21 protein-coding genes are annotated in these 20,863 nt (G+C 58.5%); 11 read left to right on the top strand and 10 right to left on the bottom strand.

The genetic code is table 11. The annotated features are described in order from the left end of the window. Positions 1-7: 7 nt before the first annotated feature. The 7 genes from ACQR3R_RS27455 to ACQR3R_RS27485 are packed head-to-tail and all read left to right on the top strand — an operon-like array spanning position 8 to position 6,486. Complete coding sequence (locus tag ACQR3R_RS27455) at positions 8-1,231, top strand: pilus assembly protein N-terminal domain-containing protein (protein ID WP_428277307.1); 1,224 nt, start codon at positions 8-10, stop codon at positions 1,229-1,231. Next, positions 1,228-2,418 carry an AAA family ATPase gene (locus ACQR3R_RS27460; RefSeq protein WP_428277309.1) on the top strand — a complete coding sequence of 397 codons (1,191 nt, stop codon included), beginning with the start codon at positions 1,228-1,230 and terminating at the stop codon, positions 2,416-2,418. Before ACQR3R_RS27455 ends, ACQR3R_RS27460 begins: the two co-directional genes overlap by 4 nt. After that, complete coding sequence (locus tag ACQR3R_RS27465) at positions 2,415-3,689, top strand: ATPase, T2SS/T4P/T4SS family (RefSeq protein ID WP_428277311.1); 1,275 nt, start codon at positions 2,415-2,417, stop codon at positions 3,687-3,689. The genes ACQR3R_RS27460 and ACQR3R_RS27465 overlap by 4 nt, the downstream gene beginning before the upstream one ends. 18 nt (positions 3,690-3,707) lie before the next feature. Further along, positions 3,708-4,592, top strand: a complete 885-nt coding sequence (locus ACQR3R_RS27470) for a type II secretion system F family protein (RefSeq protein ID WP_428277313.1) — start codon at positions 3,708-3,710, stop codon at positions 4,590-4,592. A gap of 1 nt (position 4,593) precedes the next feature. After that, the gene (locus ACQR3R_RS27475; RefSeq protein ID WP_428277315.1) at positions 4,594-5,484 is read left to right on the top strand and encodes a type II secretion system F family protein; all 891 of its coding nucleotides are present in this window, start codon (positions 4,594-4,596) and stop codon (positions 5,482-5,484) included. 11 nt (positions 5,485-5,495) lie between these two features. Further along, positions 5,496-6,206: a hypothetical protein gene (locus ACQR3R_RS27480; RefSeq protein WP_428277317.1), complete on the top strand. Its 711-nt coding sequence runs from the start codon at positions 5,496-5,498 to the stop codon at positions 6,204-6,206. 19 nt (positions 6,207-6,225) lie between these two features. Beyond that, positions 6,226-6,486, top strand: a complete 261-nt coding sequence (locus ACQR3R_RS27485; protein ID WP_428277319.1) for a DUF3613 domain-containing protein — start codon at positions 6,226-6,228, stop codon at positions 6,484-6,486. A 354-nt stretch (positions 6,487-6,840) separates the two neighbouring features. Here the strand turns inward: ACQR3R_RS27485 and ACQR3R_RS27490 are convergent, their stop codons facing one another. Beyond that, positions 6,841-7,632 carry a response regulator gene (locus ACQR3R_RS27490; protein ID WP_428277321.1) on the bottom strand — a complete coding sequence of 264 codons (792 nt, stop codon included), beginning with the start codon at positions 7,630-7,632 and terminating at the stop codon, positions 6,841-6,843. Positions 7,633-7,756: 124 nt separating this feature from the next. After that, entirely contained in the window at positions 7,757-8,227 is a 471-nt protein-coding gene (locus tag ACQR3R_RS27495) for a prepilin peptidase (protein WP_428277323.1), read from the bottom strand. Between the two features lie 75 nt (positions 8,228-8,302). Here ACQR3R_RS27495 and ACQR3R_RS27500 point away from each other — a divergent pair, with 75 nt between their 5' ends. Further along, a complete protein-coding gene (locus tag ACQR3R_RS27500; RefSeq protein WP_428277325.1) occupies positions 8,303-8,743 on the top strand; it encodes a TadE/TadG family type IV pilus assembly protein in 441 nt (146 codons plus the stop codon). Then, positions 8,740-11,481 carry an ATP-binding protein gene (locus tag ACQR3R_RS27505; RefSeq protein WP_428277327.1) on the top strand — a complete coding sequence of 914 codons (2,742 nt, stop codon included), beginning with the start codon at positions 8,740-8,742 and terminating at the stop codon, positions 11,479-11,481. The genes ACQR3R_RS27500 and ACQR3R_RS27505 overlap by 4 nt, the downstream gene beginning before the upstream one ends. Here ACQR3R_RS27505 and ACQR3R_RS27510 read toward each other — a convergent pair. The 5 genes from ACQR3R_RS27510 to ACQR3R_RS27530 form a co-directional block, all read right to left on the bottom strand. After that, positions 11,478-13,334, bottom strand: coding sequence for a pilus assembly protein TadG-related protein (locus ACQR3R_RS27510; RefSeq protein WP_428277329.1), 1,857 nt, complete (start codon positions 13,332-13,334; stop codon positions 11,478-11,480). The two genes, ACQR3R_RS27505 and ACQR3R_RS27510, sit on opposite strands and share 4 nt — an antisense overlap. A 189-nt stretch (positions 13,335-13,523) precedes the next feature. Continuing rightward, on the bottom strand, positions 13,524-14,081 hold the full coding sequence (locus ACQR3R_RS27515) for a DUF4136 domain-containing protein (protein WP_428277331.1): 558 nt from the start codon (positions 14,079-14,081) through the stop codon (positions 13,524-13,526). A gap of 54 nt (positions 14,082-14,135) precedes the next feature. Then, a complete protein-coding gene (locus ACQR3R_RS27520; protein WP_428277333.1) occupies positions 14,136-14,741 on the bottom strand; it encodes a DUF4136 domain-containing protein in 606 nt (201 codons plus the stop codon). Between the two features lie 12 nt (positions 14,742-14,753). Then, positions 14,754-15,503, bottom strand: a complete 750-nt coding sequence (locus tag ACQR3R_RS27525; RefSeq protein WP_428277335.1) for a methyltransferase domain-containing protein — start codon at positions 15,501-15,503, stop codon at positions 14,754-14,756. Continuing rightward, positions 15,503-15,805, bottom strand: coding sequence for a MazG-like family protein (locus ACQR3R_RS27530; protein ID WP_017336358.1), 303 nt, complete (start codon positions 15,803-15,805; stop codon positions 15,503-15,505). Before ACQR3R_RS27530 ends, ACQR3R_RS27525 begins: the two co-directional genes overlap by 1 nt. A gap of 128 nt (positions 15,806-15,933) precedes the next feature. Here ACQR3R_RS27530 and ACQR3R_RS27535 point away from each other — a divergent pair, with 128 nt between their 5' ends. Then, on the top strand, positions 15,934-16,275 hold the full coding sequence (locus ACQR3R_RS27535) for a hypothetical protein (RefSeq protein WP_428277337.1): 342 nt from the start codon (positions 15,934-15,936) through the stop codon (positions 16,273-16,275). Positions 16,276-16,324: 49 nt separating this feature from the next. Beyond that, the gene (locus ACQR3R_RS27540; protein WP_428277339.1) at positions 16,325-17,674 is read left to right on the top strand and encodes an MATE family efflux transporter; all 1,350 of its coding nucleotides are present in this window, start codon (positions 16,325-16,327) and stop codon (positions 17,672-17,674) included. Here ACQR3R_RS27540 and ACQR3R_RS27545 read toward each other — a convergent pair. From ACQR3R_RS27545 to ACQR3R_RS27555, 3 genes are read right to left on the bottom strand one after another with little or no spacing between them, the layout of a single operon-like run. Continuing rightward, positions 17,668-18,543, bottom strand: coding sequence for an alpha/beta hydrolase fold domain-containing protein (locus ACQR3R_RS27545; RefSeq protein ID WP_428277341.1), 876 nt, complete (start codon positions 18,541-18,543; stop codon positions 17,668-17,670). The two genes, ACQR3R_RS27540 and ACQR3R_RS27545, sit on opposite strands and share 7 nt — an antisense overlap. A gap of 18 nt (positions 18,544-18,561) precedes the next feature. Next, complete coding sequence (locus tag ACQR3R_RS27550) at positions 18,562-19,344, bottom strand: DUF4123 domain-containing protein (RefSeq protein ID WP_428277343.1); 783 nt, start codon at positions 19,342-19,344, stop codon at positions 18,562-18,564. Further along, positions 19,341-20,657 (bottom strand): contractile injection system protein, VgrG/Pvc8 family, encoded by a 1,317-nt coding sequence (locus ACQR3R_RS27555; protein WP_428277345.1) that lies wholly within the window; start codon positions 20,655-20,657, stop codon positions 19,341-19,343. The genes ACQR3R_RS27550 and ACQR3R_RS27555 overlap by 4 nt, the downstream gene beginning before the upstream one ends. Between the last annotated feature and the right edge of the window lie 206 nt (positions 20,658-20,863).

Genomic DNA, 20,863 nt, shown 5'->3' on the forward strand with positions numbered 1-20,863 from the left:
CAGCTACATGCCCAGTCGTACCATGCCGCTGTTGTACCCGCTGCTCGGCTGCCTGATGTTGGCGACAGTGCCTGTCGAAAACACCTTGGCTGCCTCAGGTAACTGCTCGGCATTGGGGCCGTTACCCGCCGTGCTGGAGGTGGGCGAAGGGTTGCAGCAGCAGCTGCAATCACCCGTGACAATCACGCGCCTGGCGGTGGGTGATCCGAAGATCGCCGATGTACACGCCACGGGCACCGACGGCTTCCTGCTGACCGGCATGGCACCTGGCGCAACCAGCCTGATGGTCTGGACCGCGTGCTCCACTGCGCCGCGCCAAAGCATGGTGTTCGTCCAGGGTAAAGCCACGGCCGCCATGATCGGCGCAGCGGTAGCGCCTTCCGAAGACTTGTCGCTGCCGGCGCAGGTACAAACCGATATCCGTTTTGTCGAAGTCAGCCGCACCAAACTCAAGGAAGCGTCGACCTCGATTTTCGGCACCCGTGGCAACTTCCTGTTTGGTTCACCCAACACCCTGCCCACGATTAACGGCGTGGTCACGCCCAGGTTGCCGGTGGACAACGACCAGTTCAATTTCTCGTGGATTGGCGGCAAAACCATGGTGATGATCAATGCCTTGGAGGGCAGCGGCTTTGCCTACACTCTGGCCCGTCCCAGCCTGGTGGCCTTAAGCGGTCAGAGCGCAAGTTTTCTGGCCGGTGGCGAGATCCCGATCCCGGTGCCCAGCTCCGGGAGCGATAACGTATCAATCGAGTACAAGGAGTTCGGTATTCGCCTGACGTTGACCCCAACCATCATCGGGCGCAATCGCATTGCTCTTAAAGTGGCGCCGGAAGTCAGTGAACTCGATTACAGCAACGGCGTGCAGATCGCCGGCACGGTAGTTCCGGCGCTGACGGTGCGGCGCACCGACACCAGCATCTCCCTGGCCGATGGCGAAAGTTTTGTCATCAGCGGTTTGATCAGCACCCGCAACAGCTCGCAGGTGAACAAGTTTCCAGGCCTGGGCGACATCCCGATTCTGGGCGCGTTTTTCCGTGATTCGAACATTAACCGCGAAGAGCGCGAACTGTTGATGATCGTCACTCCGCACCTGGTGCAGCCGCTGGCCGCCAATGCACAGTTGCCTTCGCTGCCCGGTGAGAAGCTGCGTAACTACGACCCCAATTTCTACCGCATGTATTTCCTCGAAGACGGGAATTTCGACAAACGCAGTGGGTTATCGCAATGAGCCAGAGCCTTAGCCAGACCTTCCTGGCGATCACCCGCAATCCCACTGACCTTGAGTGGCTGCAAGGTGCGCTCGCCCCGTTGGGCCAAGTGGTCAGCGCTGGCGGCGGCAGCCTCGATGAACTGTTGGCGCTGGTGGACGTGACCTTCGCCAGCCTGGTGTTCGTCGGCCTGGATCGTGAACACGTGGTGGCTCAGAGCGCATTGATCGAAGGTGCGCTGGAGGCCAAACCAATGCTCGCCATCGTCGCATTGGGCGACGGGATGGATAATCAGCTTGTGCTGAATGCCATGCGTGCCGGCGCGCGTGATTTTGTCGCTTACGGCTCGCGCTCCAGCGAAGTAGCAGGCCTGGTGCGACGCCTCAGCAAACGCCTGCCACCCGTGGCGCCGAACACGCAACTGGGTGGCTTGACCGTGCTCTATGGTGTGCAAAGCAACGCCGACGGCGCGTTGCTGGCCAATCACATGGCGCAAGTGGTGCAGAAGAGCGGCCAGCAAACCCTGTTGCTGGATCTGGGCCTGCCACGCGGCGACAGCCTGGCGTTGCTTGGGCTGGAAAGTTCGTTTCACTTCGGTGATGCGCTGCGGCATTTGCGGCGCCTGGATACAACGCTGATCGACAGTGCCTTCACCAGCAACGATGGTGGCTTGCGGATTCTTGCCTACGCCACCAACGATGAGCCGCTGGAACGTACCAGCGCTGCCGAGCTGTACATGCTGCTCAGTGCTTTGCGCCAACACTTCCAGCACATCGTGGTGAACCTCACCGGCCAACCCGACAGCGAGGCCCTGCGCACCTTCGTCAGCCATTGCGACAAGTTGTTGTGGTACACCGATCAGAACGTACTCGACTGCCGGCGCAACCTGGCGGTGCTTAATCTGTGGCGCGAAAAAGGCATGAAGCTTGATCACGCGCGGCTGTTGGTGGACCGCTACTTGCGCAACGTCGCGCCGGATTCGGACACGCTGGGCAAGAGCTTCGGCATGGAGGTCATTGCGGTATTGGCGTTCAGTCCCGAGATCCGCTTGAACGCCAAGAACCAGGGCGTCTCCCTGTTCGAACTGGCCCCACGCGAAGCCCTGACCCAAAGCCTGCGCACGCTCGGCGAACGCCTGGCCAAACGCTCAGAAGGATTAGCCAAACCCAAGGCAGGCTGGTTCAACCGGTTGCGAGGTGCCCAATGACCGGCGAAAAACTGTTCGGCGCAGCGCAACGCGGACCGGTCGGCAACACCGATCACGAAGGTCTGAAACTGGTGCTGCACCGCTACATCATCGACGCGATCGAGGAGTCCGGCAAAAATCTGCTGGAAGGTTCCCGGCAGCTACTGTCGCAGTTCGTGATCGACAAGATTGCCGAGTACATCGCCAGGCTGCACTTGGCGATTTCCCGCTATGAAATGGAACGCCTGGCCGAAGAAATCGTCGACGAGCTCACCGGGTTCGGTCCGCTGGAAGTACTGCTGCGCGACCCGGCCGTGACCGAGATTCTGGTAAACGGACCCCATCGGGTGTTCATCGAACGTGACGGCGTACTGCATCAAAGTGATTTGCGCTTCATCGATGCACACCACGTAGAACGCGTCATGCAACGGATCCTCGCGCCCCTCGGGCGCAGGCTCGACGAGTCTTCGCCAATGGTCGACGCGCGCCTGCCCGATGGCAGCCGGGTCAACGCAATCATCCCGCCGATTGCCCTCGACGGCCCGTGCCTGTCGATTCGTAAATTCCGCAAGGACATGCTTAAAAGCAACGATTTGATGGCGATGCAGACCATCGATCAGGCGATCTTCGATTTCATCCAGGAAGCGGTGGGCAAGCGTTGCAATATTTTGATCAGCGGCGGCACGGGAACCGGCAAAACCACGCTGCTGAACATTCTCAGCCAGTTGATCAATCCACAGGAACGACTGGTGACTATCGAGGACGTCGCCGAATTGCAACTCGGTCATCCGCACGTTGTGCGCCTTGAAACACGCCCGCCGAATGCTGAAGGGCACGGCGAAGTGAAGGCCAGTGACTTGATCCGCAACGCCCTGCGAATGCGCCCTGACCGGATTATCCTCGGCGAGATTCGGGGTGTCGAAGTGGTGGATGTACTCACCGCGATGAACACCGGTCACGACGGTTCCATGAGCACCGTGCACGCCAACAATGCGCAAGATGCCTTGTTGCGCCTCGAAACCCTGGTGGGCCTGACCGGCCGCGCCATCGCCGAACGCACCTTGCGACAAATGATCTGCGCGGCGCTCGACGTAGTGATCCAGCTGACGCGCATGCCCGATGGCCGCCGCTGCGTCAGCGAAGTGGTGGAAGTGGTCGGTTTGCGCGAAGACGTGTACGTCACCAACACCCTGTTTCGTCTCGACCGACGCACCGGTTTCGGCTTTTTGCGCGAGGCGGTCAATCCCGCCGGCGACAAATTACGCCGCGAGCCGATACTGCCCCATCACTGAACCGCGAGGTGCCTACCCATGTTCGGCCCTCTGTTGCTGTGCCTGATGTGCCTGTTGCTGCTGGCATTTTCGGTTCGCCTGTTTTACCAGGGCATTCGCAAAACCGGCAGCGAGCGTGTGCTCGCACGACTTGCCCAAGGCCAACCGGAGCTGGCCCCGGTCAAGACCTCATGGACCGGACTGGAGCGAGCGTTCCTGCGCGCCGGCCTCGGCCGTCCCACCGAGCGGCTGGGGATTTGGCTGGCGCTGTGGGCGACCGCCATGCTGCTGGGGTACGCGATTGCCGGGTGGCGAGGTTTGCTGATACTCGCGGTGCTGCCGCCGCTGGTCTTGCGGGTTTTTGTTTCATGGCGCTATCGGCAGCGCCTGCAACGCATCATCGAACAATTACCGCCACTGCTGGACCACGCGATCCGCAGCCTCAAATCCGGTCGGACCCTGGCGGATGCAGTGCTGGGCGGCATCGAAGCCAGCGAAGACCCGCTCAAAACCGCCATGGGACGCATCCAGCGCAACGTTCAACTGGGGGTCAATTTGCCGGACGCAGTGAACGATTTTGCCGAGCTGTACGATCAGGATGAACTGCGCATGTTTGCCCTCGGGTTGAAGGTCAACCATCGATACGGCGGCAACGCGAGCGAACTGCTGGAAAACCTTATCAAGCTGATTCGAGAGCGCGAACAAGGCGCTCGCCAATTGCGCGCACTGACCGGTGAAACCCGCTTGACCGCTTGGGTTCTGGGCTCGTTACCGGTGATTCTGGTCAGCTATTTCATGCTGACCAATCCCGGTTACATGCTCGGGATGTGGCATGACGCAAGCGGGCGACACTTGCTGATCACCGCAGCCTGCCTGGAAATTTTCGGCTGCCTGGCGCTGTGGCGCATGTTGCGGAGCATTTGAGATGGCCAATGCGCTGATGTTGAGTTCGCTGCTGTTGATCGGCGCATTGGCGCTGGTGCTGGCCAATTTGTTAGAGCGACACAAGCGCGAGCGTCAGGTCACCCAGCGACTTCAAGGCCAGATGGTACGCAGCAGCCGATTGGGTCAATGGCTACGCGTGATTGGCGACAGCAAATTGGGACAGCGCACGGTCAGCCTCGACAATGAAACCCAAGTGCTACTCAACCGCTTGGGATGGCGCCGAGCCCGGCAGCGCTCGATGTATGCCGCATTACAGATCGGCACTCCGTTGCTGGCCGTCGGTTTGGTCATCCTCGTTCAGGAGCTGTTTTACCCTCAGGTAAAAAACCATTGGATCGCCCCTTTCTTTGCGCTGGGCATCGGCTATCTGCTCCCCAAAAGGGTGCTCGCCTACGCGGCCAAACGACGTCAGAAACAAATCGCCGTAGAAATCTCCACGCTGATTCCGCTGCTGCGAATCTTGTTCGAGTCAGGGATGGCAGTGGAGCAATCCTTACGCGTGCTAAGCACTGAAGCCCGACAATTATTGCCGCAGACAACCCAGGAACTGACTCTGATTCTGGCCCGGGTCGACTCTGGACTGGAGTTGGGGCAAGAACTGAACCAGGCCGCCAATGTGCTGGCCATCGACGAGTTCACCGACACCTGCGTCATCCTTCAGCAGCTTATTCAGCAGGGCGGCGGAGCGATGAAATCGCTGCTTACGCTCAAGCAGTTACTGGATGACCGACGCCTGACCGGCCTGCAGGAATACATCTCGAAAATGTCGGCGAAGATGTCGGTAGTGATGATGTTGTTTCTGTTTCCAGCCTTGCTGATTGTTTTGGCCGGGCCCGGTTTTATCGCCATTGCCCGCGCTTTCGCGTCCTGAAGAGGTTCCTGATGAAAGTATTGTTTGCTGCCCTGAGCCTGCTGATGCTGAGCGGTTGTGCCACCAATGGTCAGGCGCCGTGGTCGGCCCTCACCTCCTCGGCCAGTTGTGCCAAACCTAGCGCCGATCAAGAGCTGGCGCTCAACCTGGCCGATGACATGGCCAAGGACGGCAAGCTGCACGCCAGCCTCGCCAACCTGCAAAACCTGCCCGATAACCTGGCGGATGTGCGCTTGCGCAAGGCCCGGGTTTACCGCTTGCTGGGGCGCAGCGAGGCCGAGCCTCTGTATCGCAGCTTGCTCGGCACCTGCCGCGCAGCAGAAGCCGAACATGGGCTGGGACAGTTGGCCGCCGCACGAGGCGATAACGGTCAGGCCCAGGCACACCTGCAACGCGCGGCGCGCCTGTCGCCCACCGACGAAAAAATCCGCAATGACCTGGGCGTGGTCTATCTCAATCAACTTCGCCTGGACGATGCGCGTTTCGAATTCCTGACAGCCATGGAATTGAAACAGGCCGATCAGTTGGCGGCGGTGAATCTGGTGTCGCTGCTGATTTATCAGGACAACTGGCAGCAAGCCGCTGAAGTGGTCAGTCGCGCCGGATTGAGCCCGGAACAATTCAGCGACGCCAAGTCCCGCGCCGAAAACCTGAAGGCCCCGGCCAGACCTCATCCTTCAACCAGCGGCCAGGTCGCTGCAGTCACCGAGCTTATTCCGTAGCCTCGCAGGAGAAACAATCATGAAGCTGATAATCGTGTGTTGCTTGAGCCTGCTGAGCTTTCCCGCACTGGCCATCGACGACGGCCCGTCTTCGCTGCAACAAAAGGAAACCGAAGGCTGGCTGGTGCTGCAAAGCCGTAATCAGGCTGCCTCCACCACCCCCCAGACCGCCACTGCTGCAGAACGCGAAAAGGCCATGCAACGCTGGCTGAAAAATTACGAACACGACATTCCGGAGTTTTACGAGCAGGACGCGGGCGGGCAAATGGAGAGCAAGTGAGATGGCGGATGGCGCGAATACGCTGCTGTCACTTTTTCTTTGTGGCAAGGGAGCTTGCTCCCGTTGGACTGCGTAGCGATACCTTTTGGGGCCGCTTCGCGACCCAACACGAGCAAGCTCTCTCGTCACAGGGGTAGGTTTAATCTTTGTAGGCAACGGCGCACGCCAATGTAATCTCACATCGGTCCTACAACCGCCTCTTAAACACAGCCTATTTGAAGGTTTAACAAGGCCCCTGTAGAAACCCGGTTGAAGGTTTAACGAGTTCCCCTGTAGGAGCCTGGCTTGCCAGCGATGGCGATTTTGAGGATGTCATCGCCGGTAAGCAGGCGTTTGAAACAGTCGCCGAAAATCTTAATGCGCAGTAACCCGCTGCCGCAATCCAGAATTACTCGGCGATAACGCCAGCGCCAGCTGCGTGCGATTGTGCATATGTGTCAATCGCAAAACCTGCGACACATACAACTTCACCGTGTTCTCGGTGATGCCCAACTCACAGGCTATTTGATAGTTAGTCTGTCCCTTACCGACCAGGCGTGCCACGTCCAACTGCCTGGGAGACAATTGATTGAAAATCGCCGGCATTTCCGCACGATCCGCGTCACTTATTTCGCTATCGCTGGCGTCCGACGCTCCCGCTGATTGCGGATGACGCCGAGCTTTGTCCAGGTCTTGATAAAGGTCGTCGATCGACTCCGAGAGGTATTGCAACTTCTGATTCAAATGCCCTAACTGCAAGCTCTTTTGTCGGTCCTGCAACGCCACTTCCTGGCGATGCAGACCTTCCAGCAATTCGTCCAGGTCAATGGGCTTCTGATAGTAATCAGCGAAGCCTGCACGCAGCGCTTTGATCACGTCCTGTTTATCCGCCCGGCCGGTCAACATGATGGCTTCGAATACGCGTTGTTTACCGCATAAACGCCGCAAATGCTGGACGAGCTGGATACCGTCCATGTCGGGCATGTGAAAGTCACACAGCACCAGACCAATGCTCTGATCTTCGCTGAAAGACTCAATCGCTTCTTCGCTGGAAGTACAAGGAACACAACGATAGCCGCTACTTTCGAGGAACTCGGTAAGCTCTTCGACGATTAACGAGTGATCGTCGACGATAAGGACCTTTATTGCCGAAGAAATCTTATTCACACGCTACTCCATGCCCGGGTCAACGCTGACCATTCCTTTAGTCACAGCCACAGGCTGTTTAACTGCTGATTTGAAAGTAGACGCACTTTTTAACTATGTATAGAGGGCGCAGCGCACTTGGCGACTAATGGATCCAACCGAGCGTGAGCAAAAACCCTATTAAAACAAACGGTGCAAATGGCTGCTTTTTTGACAACTTCGGTTCCATATAACGCAAACGCGCTCTAAGTGACTGACTCATATAAGGCCAGACTTTTGGCGCGATAACTAACCAAAGGACACTGCTCAACCCTGCGCCGATAAATGTACCCAAGACGTGCATACCGTCTGTCGCAAGTCCTAAAGCTGTCATTAATTTCACATCGCCGGCACCTAAACGCCTCATCCAGTAACCCGGTAGCGTGAAGGCCAGCGCTGTCAGAAAAGCAACGCCACCTTGCCGGGCCTCGGCGCCCAACCATGTACTTGAGGTCCATAACATATAGGCCAGCGCCAACGCGCCTGCGCCCAATGTCAGAACGTTGGCGATGTGTCGTTCTCGAGCATCTTGCGCCGCGCATAGCGTCAACCAGATCACCAGAAAAAAGCTGTGCATTCGGTAAAAAACGTCCGTTTTGGCTGAATGATTCTATGCTGATATTACGTTGTGAATGTCAGGGTAGACGCACACATGAAAACCGGCCTCCCCCGTAAGCAAAAAGGTGCCGTGGCGATAGAGTTCGCCTTGGTGTTCGTGATTTTTTTTGCGGTGTTGTACGGCATTATCAGCTACAGCTTGCCGTTGTTGCTGATGCAGTCGTTTAACGAGTCGACCGCCGAAGCTGTCCGGCGCGGAGTGGCCGTAGACCCGACTGTTACCGGTTACAAACAAGTGGTGGAACAACGTGCGACCGATGTGCTGACCCAGCTTTTGTCATGGATTCCTGCCTCGTTGAAATTCAGTGTCGCCAGCGATACCTCGGCTGTTTACGCGAATGGGATTTTGACGGTGCGTATCGACTATCCCAGCAGCAAGTTGAATCAAGTGCTGCCCTCGCTGGTGCTGCCGGGGATAGGCCCGGTGCCCAATTTACCCACCACGCTCAGCGCCCAGTCGAGCCTGCAGTTTTGAAGTCCGGGGATACACTCTTCGGGCGCTTGCTCAATCGTCAACCGCCAACGCCGGCGCAAGCACCTGTGCCGCTGAGCGTACAAAGTGTCGGCTTGCAGCTGTACCTTGATGCCCAAGGCCTGGTACTTCATATGAGCGGCCCGTTGCGTCACCTGCTGGTCCAGCAGATGCCCGCAGCCCACTCTCCACATCTGCTCGATTTGCTCATGCCGCATAGCGCACTGACTGTTGAAGGTGTGCCTGCCGACTGGCAGGGGCAGAACCTGGACCTGGATTTTTACAGCCCTGGCGGACAACCGCTGCACCTGCGCGGATGGGTTCAGCCACTCGCCGAAACCTGGTTGATGCAGTTACTGGACGTCGGTGATTTGTTGCTCGAACGCCGCCAGTCACGCAACCGTGAACAATGTCAGTTGCTCGCCTCTCACATCAGCGAACAGTTGCGCCAGTGCAGCCTCGCACGCCTGCCCGATGTGCTCATCGAACAATTGCAGGCGCTGGCCCAGCGTTTTCACATCCCGTGTATTGCGATGGCCTTGCTCGATGAGCAGGAGGAAGGCTGGCAGGTTCATCAGCATTACGCCGCGCATGATGCGCCACAGTTGTGGCAACGCAGCCAGCACCTCGGTACAGGCTTGGACAGCTTGAACGGCTCGGCCCCTCAACAACTTATCGTGGGAGCCCATCCAAGGTTGCAAAGTACGTTCGGCAATGCCGAAGGTTTTGCCGTGCCCTATCACGACGCTCAAGGTGTGGTCGCCTGGTTGCTGTGTGGTTTTTACCCCTCACAGCAACAAGCCGCCGACCAGAGTGAGCGTGACTGGTTGCAACTCACCGCCGCCCTCGCCGGCCCGTTGCTTGCGCGTTTACGCGAGCACCAGAATCATCTGCAACTGGAACGGCTGGAGTCGTTGCAAGCACTGCTCGGCACCGGTTGGTGGGAGTTTTTTGCTGACACTTCCCACGTGCAACTGGCGCCTTCGCTGGCCGACTCCCTGACCCTTGCGAGTGCGCGTTTGCCGCTGCACGAATGGCTGGATCAAATACACCCCGCCGACCGTGAAGAGCTGAAAAGTCGGTTGCAAGCCTTGCAAAACGAAGGCACTGAGTTGCTGGTGTGTGTACGTCTGAATCGGCCGGACACGGCATCAATGCCGCTCTGGTATCGCGTGCAAGGCCAGGCGCTGGGAATGGGCAAACAGCGACGCCTGGTCGGCTTCATGCTCGACATCAGCGACATCAAAAATCAGGAACAGAACGCCGCGACGGCGCATGCCCGTCTGGATAACCTGATCGCCAGCTCGCCTGCGGTGATCTACGTACAGCGCTACGTTGAAGGTGCCTTGCAACCGACATTTTTCAGCGACAGCTTGCTGCCATTGCTGGGCTGGACGCTGGCCGACTGCGCCAACGGGGCACTCGTTGAACGGGTACATCCTGAGGATCGCGACGAGTATTTCGAACGCACCCGGCGCCTGTTGCGCGAAGGCTCGGTGCGAGCGCGCTATCGCATGCGTGACAATCGCGGTGACTACCACTGGCTGCTCGATGAAGCCAAATTGCTGCGTGACGACCTCGGCCTGCCAGTCGAAGCGGTCGGGCTATGGCTGGACGTGACCGAGGCGACGCTGGCCGCCGAGCAGGTGAAGCAGAGTGAGGAGCGCTACCGGATTCTGGTAGAGGACTCGCCGGCAATGATCTGCCGTTATCGCCCCGACCTGACGCTAACGTTCGGCAATCGGCCCTTGGCAAACTATCTGGAAAGCCTTCCCGAACAACTACCTGGCGTGAACCTGGGCAGTTGGATGTCGCAAGAACAACGTGAAGCGTTTCTGCAGCGCCTCGACCAACTGACCCCGGAAACACCGGTCAGCACTGCAGAAATCAACCTGCAACTGCCAGGGCGCGAAAACGCCTGGTGGATCTGGTCGGATCGCGGGATGTTCGATGAGCAAGGTCGATTGCTTGAAGTTCAAGCGGTGGGCCGCGACAACACTGAAGTCCGACGCTCGCAGCAGCAGCTGACCCAGAGCGCAAAAATGGCCACCCTCGGCGAAATGGCCACCGGTCTTGCGCATGAAATCAACCAGCCGCTGAACGTGATGCGCATGGCCATCGTCAACGTACTCAAGCGTTTGAGTAACGGTGATGTGCAAATCGACTACCTGACCGACAAGCTCAATCGCATTGACTCACAGGTGCAACGCGCGGCGCGAGTGGTGGATCACATGCGCGTGTTCGGACGCCGTTCAGAGATCGAACAACACCCCTTCAATCCACTGCAAGCCATTGAAGGCACCCTGTCGTTGCTGGCCGATGGCATGCGCGGCAAAGGCGTTGATCTGCGGGTCGGCGAGGCCTGTTTTGAAGTGCAGGTGCGCGGTTATGTCGATCAACTGGAGCAGGTGTTGATCAATTTGATGGTGAATGCGCGGGATGCGTTGTTGGGCAAACGCGAAGCCGACCGCGAGTTCAAACCGTGGATCTCGGTACAGGCCGAACGTGATGAACACTCGGTGCGCCTGTGGGTCGAGGACAACGGCGGCGGCATTGATCCAAGGCTGCTGGAGAAGATTTTCGAACCGTTCTTCACCACCAAACCAGTGGGCGTCGGCACCGGTCTGGGACTCTCCGTGAGCTACGGCATCATCGAGAACATGGGCGGCCGACTGAGCGTCAGCAACTCGGCCGAGGGCGCGCGGTTTTGTATCGAGTTGCCAATCATGGTTGACGCTTAAATCACCAGGTAAGCTTTGCCGAGTTGTCCGCAGGTGAGGTTGGCGTCGACCTGAATGGTTCCGACATTGATCCCCAAGGTTTTCAAAACATTATTCAGCAGATTGTCCAGCAATGGACTGAGTATTGAACTCAAGGTATTGGTCAGCAGTGCCAGTACACCATTCACCAACCCCAGCAGTGTATTGAAAAGAACCTGCAGTAAAGCTCCGGGGTTGAATGTCGGGGCGTGCACCGTCAGCTGAATGCCGCTGACTGCCTGGGACAGACCCGCAATTGCGTTCGATGCGCTCAGCGTGTAGGGCGACACGGGAGGCTGCCCGACTTGCGACGGGTTCATAAAGGTGTGGTTGTCGGTGGTTTGTAATGCGGGGCTGTTGATCATCAGATCGGCACCGCCTCCGGCAAATGGAATACGCGCGCAACTGCCACATGGTTTTTGACCGATATCAAGCAAGGTGATCGGCGTGACACTCAGTGGTGCTGTCGATGACGCCCAATCGGAATTGAGCTTGCCGACCCGCAGGGTGGCGACCGATGTTGTCGCACTCACGACCAGACTTTTGTTGGTGTCGCTGACGCAGGTGTAATCGGTGACATAGCTGTTGCCACCGCCCGCTTCAAGGCTGACGTCCAGATTGGGGCTCGGCAACACCTGCAAATCAAGACCCAGCAAACCCGTCACTACCGACAATGTGCCCGTTACGAGGCCAATCAAATTGGTGACGAGTGACAGGTCCAACTGAACCAACACCCGCACCTGCGCCGTGCGTACATAAATTCGGTTTGTCCCAAGCGGCGCAAGTCTTGCCAATGCAGGGTTGCCTACCACTGAAAATTGCGGCGGTTCTATGACCTTGATTGAGGCCGTCGCACCGAGGCCCAAGCCTAATAGATTGACCGGCAGCGTTGCCGCTACGGCACCCTTGCTGTTAGCCAACTGCACGAACGCCTGGACCAATTGCAGCGCATTCAAATCAGCATCGAGACCGGAAGAAGGTCCGCCCGTCTGCAAGGCCAACAGATCGCCCAAATGCAGTTTGACCGGACTGACAGCCGCCGTGACCAGCGAATTTAGCCCTGCCAGTACGTCGGCAGTCGCACCGTTCAGTTGTGCAACGGTGGCTGCGGCTTTGATCAATTGCCCGACGGTCGCGTTGGTCTGCAGCAACTGGTCGTAATCACCCGCCGTTACATGCAGGTCGATCGCCAATTGATCCAGGTAACTGAGCAAATTGATATTGGCTCCCACCAAGCCATTCCAGCTCGCAACGCTTAGATTGACAGAACTGCCGAGCAGCGCGCTAAACAGCGGATTGAGCAAGTTGACATCGACCAAGGTACTGCGAATGCTTAACTGCGCAACGGGCGCCAGAGGGCTTGCGGCGACAGCAGTGGCGCTGAGTCGGGTTGTCAGGCTGACGGGGCCGCCAGACATCAACGCCCCAATGCCTGATGCCAGGCTGGTGGTGATATTGCGCGCCGCAATAACTTTGATCGCGTCTTTTTTTGCCGGGTTGAGCACGAACGCGCGAAGGTTGTCGGCACCCGTCTGCAGGGTCCCACAACTGACTGTCAGCGTACTGTCGACACCGACCGTGAAGCTGTTGCGCACCGCACTTTGGGTGGCATATCCGGCAGCACTCAAGCCTGGTAAACAGTCACCGTTGCGGCTGACGGCCTCCAATGCAGCAACATCAGCGACGCGTTGCAACCTGCGCTGTTCCATGTAAAGCCTGCCGCTATCAACCACCAGCAGCATGAACATCATCGCCAGCCCCAATGTCAGCGCGGCTATCAAACCGATAGCTCCGCGCTGCCGGGTCGGGCCACGAAACTGCAAGCATTGCGACATCGCGCACTCCTTTGCCGGCACAGTGCCGAGGACGAGCTCCTTAGGTGAGAAACAGTGTAGACAAGGGTTTGCCAGGTTGCTGGCAACTCGCTATTGCGGGCAAAAAAACCTGGCGCCAGCGGCTTGCCGTTGATCGCGATTTCGCGGGCGCCATCGCTGGCAAGCCAGGCGCCTACAGCGGGTTATCGCTTATCTTGGCGGGTAGTTAGCCAATATCCGGGTGACGGTTTCGCGCACGGCATTGCTGCGATCCGTTGGATTGGGGGTGCTGGCGAGCATTTGCTCGTCGCTGCCACGCCATACCAGTTTGCCGTCCTTGCCATCCAGCAAATCGATCTGGATGGTGGCGACTTTGTAGCTGACGTTGCGGGTTTCGTTGTACATCGGACCACCCCAATAACCATTCCATGGGCCACCCCAACCGCCGCCATAGTTGGTCGTCACTTGTTGCTGACGTTCCTCAATGATCAGGTAGGTCTGTACATACACGTCACCCTTGGCACCCGCAGCGGCCGGACGCAGGCCTCGTTGATCGAGTTGATCGGCCACCGATTGGCGGATGCGTTGTTCGGTCAGGTCACTCTTGATACGCGGGTCATCAGGGCGATATTGCAGCGCGGGTTCTTTCCAGCTCCAACTGCGGTAGGCCGCAAAATCGCGGCTGGCGTCGAAGTCATGATTGACCTGGTTGGAGGCGCAAGCACTGAGCAGCGCAGCCATGGCCAGTAATGCGAGACGGCGGAACATGATATTTCTCCGATTGAAGACATGAACCTGCGAAATGCTTCTTATCTACAGAAGCTAACTGGGAGGATACGCCGACATTGCCTTTTCCACAGCCTCTCGAATCGCGTCGGCTCGCTCGCTCTGATTGCCCTTGTTGCTGGTTTCAGCACTGGCGCTCCACACCGGTTGGCCGGTGCCCGCGTCGAACATGTCTACCCGCACCACCACGACTTGTTCCTGATAAGTCCGCACGATGGGCACCGTGTTGTACACACCGCCGTAACGGTTGTAGCCACCATAGCCGCCGCCGTAATAACCGTAGTCGTCCTGAACCTGGCGCAAGCGCGTTTCCAGGCGCAGGTCGGCACTGACAAACAGGTCGGCCGGGCGATTGTCATGCAGCGGGCGCAGGCCGCGTTGATCGAGGGCATTGCTCACCGCTTCCGCAACTTGAGCCGAATCCGCCCAGGCCGTTCCTGGCGGCAGGCGTCCGTTCAACCAGGCCCAACTGCGGTAACGGCCATAGTCACGTGGCGGCGCCGGGTACGCGCTGCGGTCAAAGGTATTGGCCGCTTGAGGAGGCGCCGGCGGCAAGGGATTGGACGTCGCCACATACGGGTTGCTGCCCTGGCAGGCCGCCAACCCCAGACAGATGATCAATAACCCTGAACGACTTTTCATAGCATGCTCCGATCAGACCGGCCGACAGATCCAGTGCAAATAACGCCCTAGCCCGGCAAAGCTTGGGTGGCGACGGTAAGCGAGTTCCATTTCGAGCAAATCCATCAGTTCGGCGCGGGCCTGGAATTCCACCGGCATGTAATCGTGAAAAACCCTCACTCCACTTTGAGTTTCGACCCGCCACAGGCCCTCAAGTTGCGCCGCGAGTTCACGCGGATCAAGTGGCTGTTGCGGCGTGAGGCTTTGCTTCTCGCCGGCCATGTCGTTCTTGCGCATTTTGCGGAAGTGGCCTTTGAGCAGGTTGCGATAGATCAGCGCGTCCCGGTTGTAGAAGGCCAGGGACAACCAGCCATCCGGTTGGGTCAGTTGGTGCAGCACCGGCAGAATCGCATGCGGCTCAGCCAGCCACTCCAACACGGCGTGGCACAGCACCAGGTCGTAAGGTTCGGTCAGTTGCCCCAGCAGGTCTTGCCATGGAGCCTGAATAAACGTCGCCGTTTGCCCGGCATCGGCGAAACGCTGGCGCGCACCGTCAAGCATCGGCTCGGCGGGCTCAGCCAAGGTCACCTGATGCCCGCGTTCAGCCAGCCAAAGCGACATGTGGCCCAGGCCAGCGCCGATGTCCAGCACGCGCAATGGCCGGTCTGGCAAGGTTTCCGCCAGGTCGGCCTGAAGCACTGCCAGACGAATGGCGCCCTTGGCTCCGCCGTAGATTTTTTCGGCGAAACGCGTTGCCAACTGATCGAAATGACGGTCGCTCATCAGCTGAACCGCCGTTCGCTGTCTGCGAGTTTGCTGCGTACCACTTCATTCATGTCCAACCCCAACTCGCTGCACAGCAGCAATAGATAAAGCACGATGTCGCCGACTTCCTGACCGGCATGCGCGAGTTTGTCGGCCGGCAACTGCCGTGACTGGTCTTCGCTCAGCCACTGGAAAATTTCCACCAGCTCAGACATTTCCACGCTTGCGGCCATGGCCAGGTTCTTCGGGCTGTGAAATTGCCGCCAGTCATTGCGATCTCGGATGGCGTGCAGGCGTTCGGTCAGTTCAACAAGGTTCATCGGGCTCTCCTGAAGGCGTATAGCTTCGGGGGGATGAGGGGCGAAGGCAAGTGTCTCGCTGCGGCGCACCTCTTTGCACCATAATCAAAAGATCCCAGCGTTGCGGGCCTCGCAGGGAACTCGCCACTGTGATCAATGGCCCAAGGCTCAATCACTTCCATCAGGACATCCACGACATGCAGGTAGAAAGCTTTTTCGAATGGCTCGGCCAAGCGCTTGGCTCGGTGATCCGCTTCATCGTTGATGGCCTCAGCGGCCTGTTCAATCTGCTAAGCCATGCGGGCGGTAATTTTGTCGAGGGCTTGTCCAGAGCGCTGGGAATGGACACATCGATCATCAGCATCATCGCGTTGATTCTTGGCCTGATGCTGCTGTGGTCGGCGATTCGGGCGTTCATGAATGCATCGATCATCATGGGGATTATCTGGCTGATGCTGGGGTTGTGGCTGTTGAGCTGGATTATTCATTAAAACGACGCTCCCTTGTCCCGCTACAATGCCCGCTCCTGAAGGAGCCTGCATGTCCAAGCTGATTGCCGACTGGCGCGACCGCTCAACCCACCGCAGGGTCTGGGCGCTCGCCGCACCGATGATTCTGTCGAACATTTCCGTACCGCTGGTGGCCCTGGTCGACAGCACGGTGATCGGCCATTTGCCCCATGCCCATCAACTGGGCGCCGTTGCCGTTGGCGCCAGCCTGTACACGTTTCTGGCCTGGGGCATGGGTTTTCTGCGCATGGGCACCACTGGTTTTGCCGCGCAGGCTGCCGGGCGCGGCGACGGTGCGGCATTGCGGCAGATATTGCTGCAGGGCCTGTTGCTGGCGATGGGGCTGGCGATAGTGTTGGGCGCCTTAGGCGTTCCACTCAGCGGCGTAGCACTGCATTTCATGCAACCGTCGGCGGAGCTTGATCAGCTCACCCGCGAATTCTTCCATACACGACTGTTCGGCTTGCCGGCAGCGCTGGCCAGTTATGCGCTGGTCGGCTGGTTCCTCGGCACGCAAAACGCTCGTGCGCCGCTGGCGATTCTGCTGAGCACCAACCTGGTTAACATTGCACTTAACCTGTGGTTTGTCCTCGGTCTGGAATGGGGCGTGGTCGGCGCCGCCCGGGCTTCAGTCATCGCGGAATGGACCGGTGCCGTGATCGGCCTGCTGCTGACTCGCAAGGCCCTGCGCGCTTATCCGGGTCATATTCTCTGGGCGGCGTTAGCGATGTGGCAGAACTGGCGCCCACTGCTGGCGGTAAATAGAGACATCTTCATTCGCAGCCTCGCGCTGCAATCGGTGTTTTTCTTGATCACGGTGCAAGGTGCGCGGCTTGGAGATGCAACCGTCGCGGCCAATGCGCTGTTGCTCAATGGCCTGCTGCTGACCGCCCACGCACTGGATGGACTTGCTCACGCGGTAGAAGCGCTGTGCGGCCACGCCATCGGGGCTCGCGACCGCGAAGCCCTGCGCCGCTCCCTGGTAGTTGCGTGTGGCTGGTCGCTGCTCGCGAGCCTGGGTTTTGCTGCGCTTTTCCTGTTCGCCGGACACCTGTTTATCGAGATGCAAACCGACATCCAGAGCGTGCGTGATACCGCGTTCGCCTACCTGCCCTACCTCGCCGCACTGCCGCTGATTGCGGTGTGGAGCTACCTGCTCGACGGGCTGTTCATCGGCGCTACCCGGGCGCGTGAAATGCGCAATGGCATGCTGCTGAGCGTGATAATGCTGCTGCCGTGCGCCTGGGCGCTACAAGGTTTGGGCAATCATGGACTGTGGATAACCTTCCTGCTGTTCATGGTGCTGCGCAGCCTGACGCTGGGTGCTTTCGCCTGGCAATTGCGCAACAACGACGGCTGGTTTGCCGGCAAGGCTCACTGAGTCGGCGTGGTTTTAATGAACCCTTCGACCTCATCCAGTACCGGCGCCAAACGGCGCAAGGGTCGCGACAATGTGGCCACTAGCGTGGCGTGGTTGGTGCGCGAAAAATACAGGTCTTGAACGGGCACTCCGGCCTCGCGCAGTTTGCGCGCCAGGCCACCGGTATTGCGGGTCGGATTAACCAGGTTGTCGTCGCGTGAAGCCATCAACAAGGCCGGTGGCGCACCGCGACTCACGTGGTTGATCGGTTGTGATAAGGGGGGCGAATCCGGCCAGAAAAACACCGGGCGCACGTCCCGGTTTTCGATAGGTAAAAAGTCGTAAGGCCCGGCCAATCCGATCCATCCGCTGAGGTCGTGCGGCGACATGCCCACCGCCCCGAGCACGCTGGGATCGAGCGCCAGCATCGAGGCGTTATAGGCCCCGGAACTGTGGCCCATCAAGTACAAGCGCTGCGGATTACCAGAGAATTGGCTGATGTGGTCGTGGGTCCAGGCCACGGCTTTGGCGTTGTCTTCAAGAAACGTCGGATAACGAACTTGCGGGTACAACCGATAATCAGCCAGCACGGCAACGATTCCCCGCGACGCCAGCGCCTCGCCGACAAAACTGTAATCACCGCGTGAACCGCTGTTCCAGCTACCGCCATAGAAAAACACCACCACCGGCGCGTTTTGCATGGGATGGCGCGGCACGTAAACATCGAGTTTTTGTCGCGGGTCGCTGCCGTAGGCTATGCCTTCGGTTTTGTCGAAGGTGCCGTCGGGGGTGAAGGCGTTAAGCATTTTCAGCGGCGAGCATGCCGTCATGACAGCCAGCAAAAAACCGCCGATTGCCAGTTTGAACAGTCGCCGGACTTTGTTAGCCATCAAGGTGAAACCTCGCGCTCAGGGTTGGTTGTTCTGCCACAGGTAACGCAAGGCATCGAGACGTTCCTGCTGGGTCAGTCCAGGTAACGTCCGGGCAGGCAGTGCGCCGGGGTGCTGCAAACGTAGCCATAGCCAGCCATCAAGCGCCGGCCGTTCGCTAAACCCCAGTGCTAGCCCTTCCTGAACATGGGACCACAAGCAGTTGTAATCGGTCCCCGTAGATTCGCTCCAACGCCAGGCGTGGTGTTCCAACAGGCAGGTTTGCAGTTTTTCCAGTTGCCTGGGGCTTAGACTTTCTTCGATTTCCAATGGGCTGACGGCGAGCCCCGGGTTGCTCAACTGTTGCCAACACTGGCTGCCGAGCGCGTGATCGGCCCAGGTTCCGCCAAACCAGCGCAACTGATTGATCGGCCCCAACCATCGGCTCAACTCCAACGCATTGCAGGCATCAAAAAAATAGCTGGCGGTGTACGGGCTGTAATAACTCAACAAGGCCCGATGATGCAGGCCGGGCATGACCATGAGCATTCGCCGAAAATGCGCCAGCAACTGTGACGCCGGAGCCTTGCTGACCACCAGAAGACCACGCCACAGATGCTGTTCGCTGTGGCATGACTCAACCAGTGCCGGACTGGACCTAAGGTCTATCAGTTGCGGACCTTGTTCTCGCAACAAATGAAACTCTGTGCCTTCGAACAACCAAAACCTTGGCACTTGGTCAAATGCGTGCGGCAACCTCAAGCCCGCCAACGATGTCCCCGGCACATCCATCAGCAACCATTGCGGTACGGCGGCGCTCATGCGGCACCGTTCTGGTCATGCCCTGTCACCAAGCGGCAGGCGCAAAAGGAACGAGGGCAGTGACTGAAACTGCCACCACCGGGCAGCAGACAAATCAGCATCAGCGGCTCACCCGAGCGCAGCAGCGCCTGCAAATCCACAGTCAGCGGATGTGCAATCTGAGGCCTCGCCTTTTGTGTTTTTTCAACACACGTCGCAACGTGTAGAAAACCGGTAATGAGCGGCTGATCGGGATCGCCCCCGATGAACTTCACCACCACCTCGGTACCCGCGATCAACGGCTCGCTGCCTGCACAATCCAGTGATTCATCCAGCGCTAGCCAACAATGGCTAGGCGTCGCACCCTCCCCTTGATAGAGCCAGTCGAACTGCACGGCAACGTGCCTCGCCGGATCAGGATGCGGCTCATCCACGTCGACTACCCAGGCCCGTTGCGGGCTGTGCATCAGCGGTTTTGTTGCCGGTTGCGAGGGCCAGAATTGCTCGCAACCATGGATGGCGCGTAGCTGGTTGCTGTAAGGATTGGCTGATTGCCGACAGCCAGAATGCTCAATGTGAGTCAGTAACCACAGGTCATTGCACTCAGGCACCGGATGCCCCGTCAGCGGCATCAAGTGACCGCTGCGCAGTGTTGGCAGGTCCGAACGACCTTCCACATTGTGAGTGTGGTGTGGCCTGTGTCGATACCCAAGCTGGCGCACCGCAGGCGGCCCTTCGGTGGCCTGGAACACGGCAGGTTCTAGCGTGCGAAAATGTTCAGGGCGCTCACCGAACACCACGCAGTGTCTGTGCGCCTGATGCTCGAAGTAGTAATGCAGCCGCTCCTGAGCGCACAGCCGCTGCAAAAACTGCAGGTCCGATTCCCGATATTGCGTACAGAAGTTACGGGGCAGGTATTCGCCACTCAGTTGAAAACGCCGAGCGCTGTCGACAATGCCATGCTCGAGCAGCAATTGGTCGAGGATCTGCGGCACTGTAAGTGCGCTGAAAATACGCTGGCTGAAGCGCTGGGCCAGGCAGGCCAGTTTCGGCCGCAACTGCACACGGCAACGTCGATCACTGCCGCCAGGGTTACGCTGAACAAGCTGCTGCAGTTGCCCGTGGACGACGTTTCCTGACGGCCCGAAGTGCAACGACGCGAACCGGTACAACAGGCTGGCAAGGTCTAGCGTCGGGTCCTCGATAAGCAGATCGACATCGAATAAAAACGGCTCGCTTATCGCTTCTCTACCGGTAAAGGCCAGCACTTCGAAGGCATCGGGCAGACCTGCTATATCCAGACGAAATGGAGGTTCGTTGACTGGATTGAACATCGGCAATTCTCTACAGGAGGGGCGGCCGGGGATTCTCTCCGAGAGGCATGGCCGAGTAGAGTACCGAAATACAACTTAGGAAATGGCCTACGCGAAAAGAAGACCATCTGGCTTTTATGGTCTGATGCGTAGGTGTTTTCGAGCAAAAAAAGAGATTCGTCCCACCGGGTCATCTGAAATTTCCGCGGCGTGCGGAGCAATTTCAG

The sequence above is a fragment of the Gordonia sp. IEGM753 genome (assembly GCF_050321825.1).
Lineage (GTDB): Bacteria > Pseudomonadota > Gammaproteobacteria > Pseudomonadales > Pseudomonadaceae > Aquipseudomonas.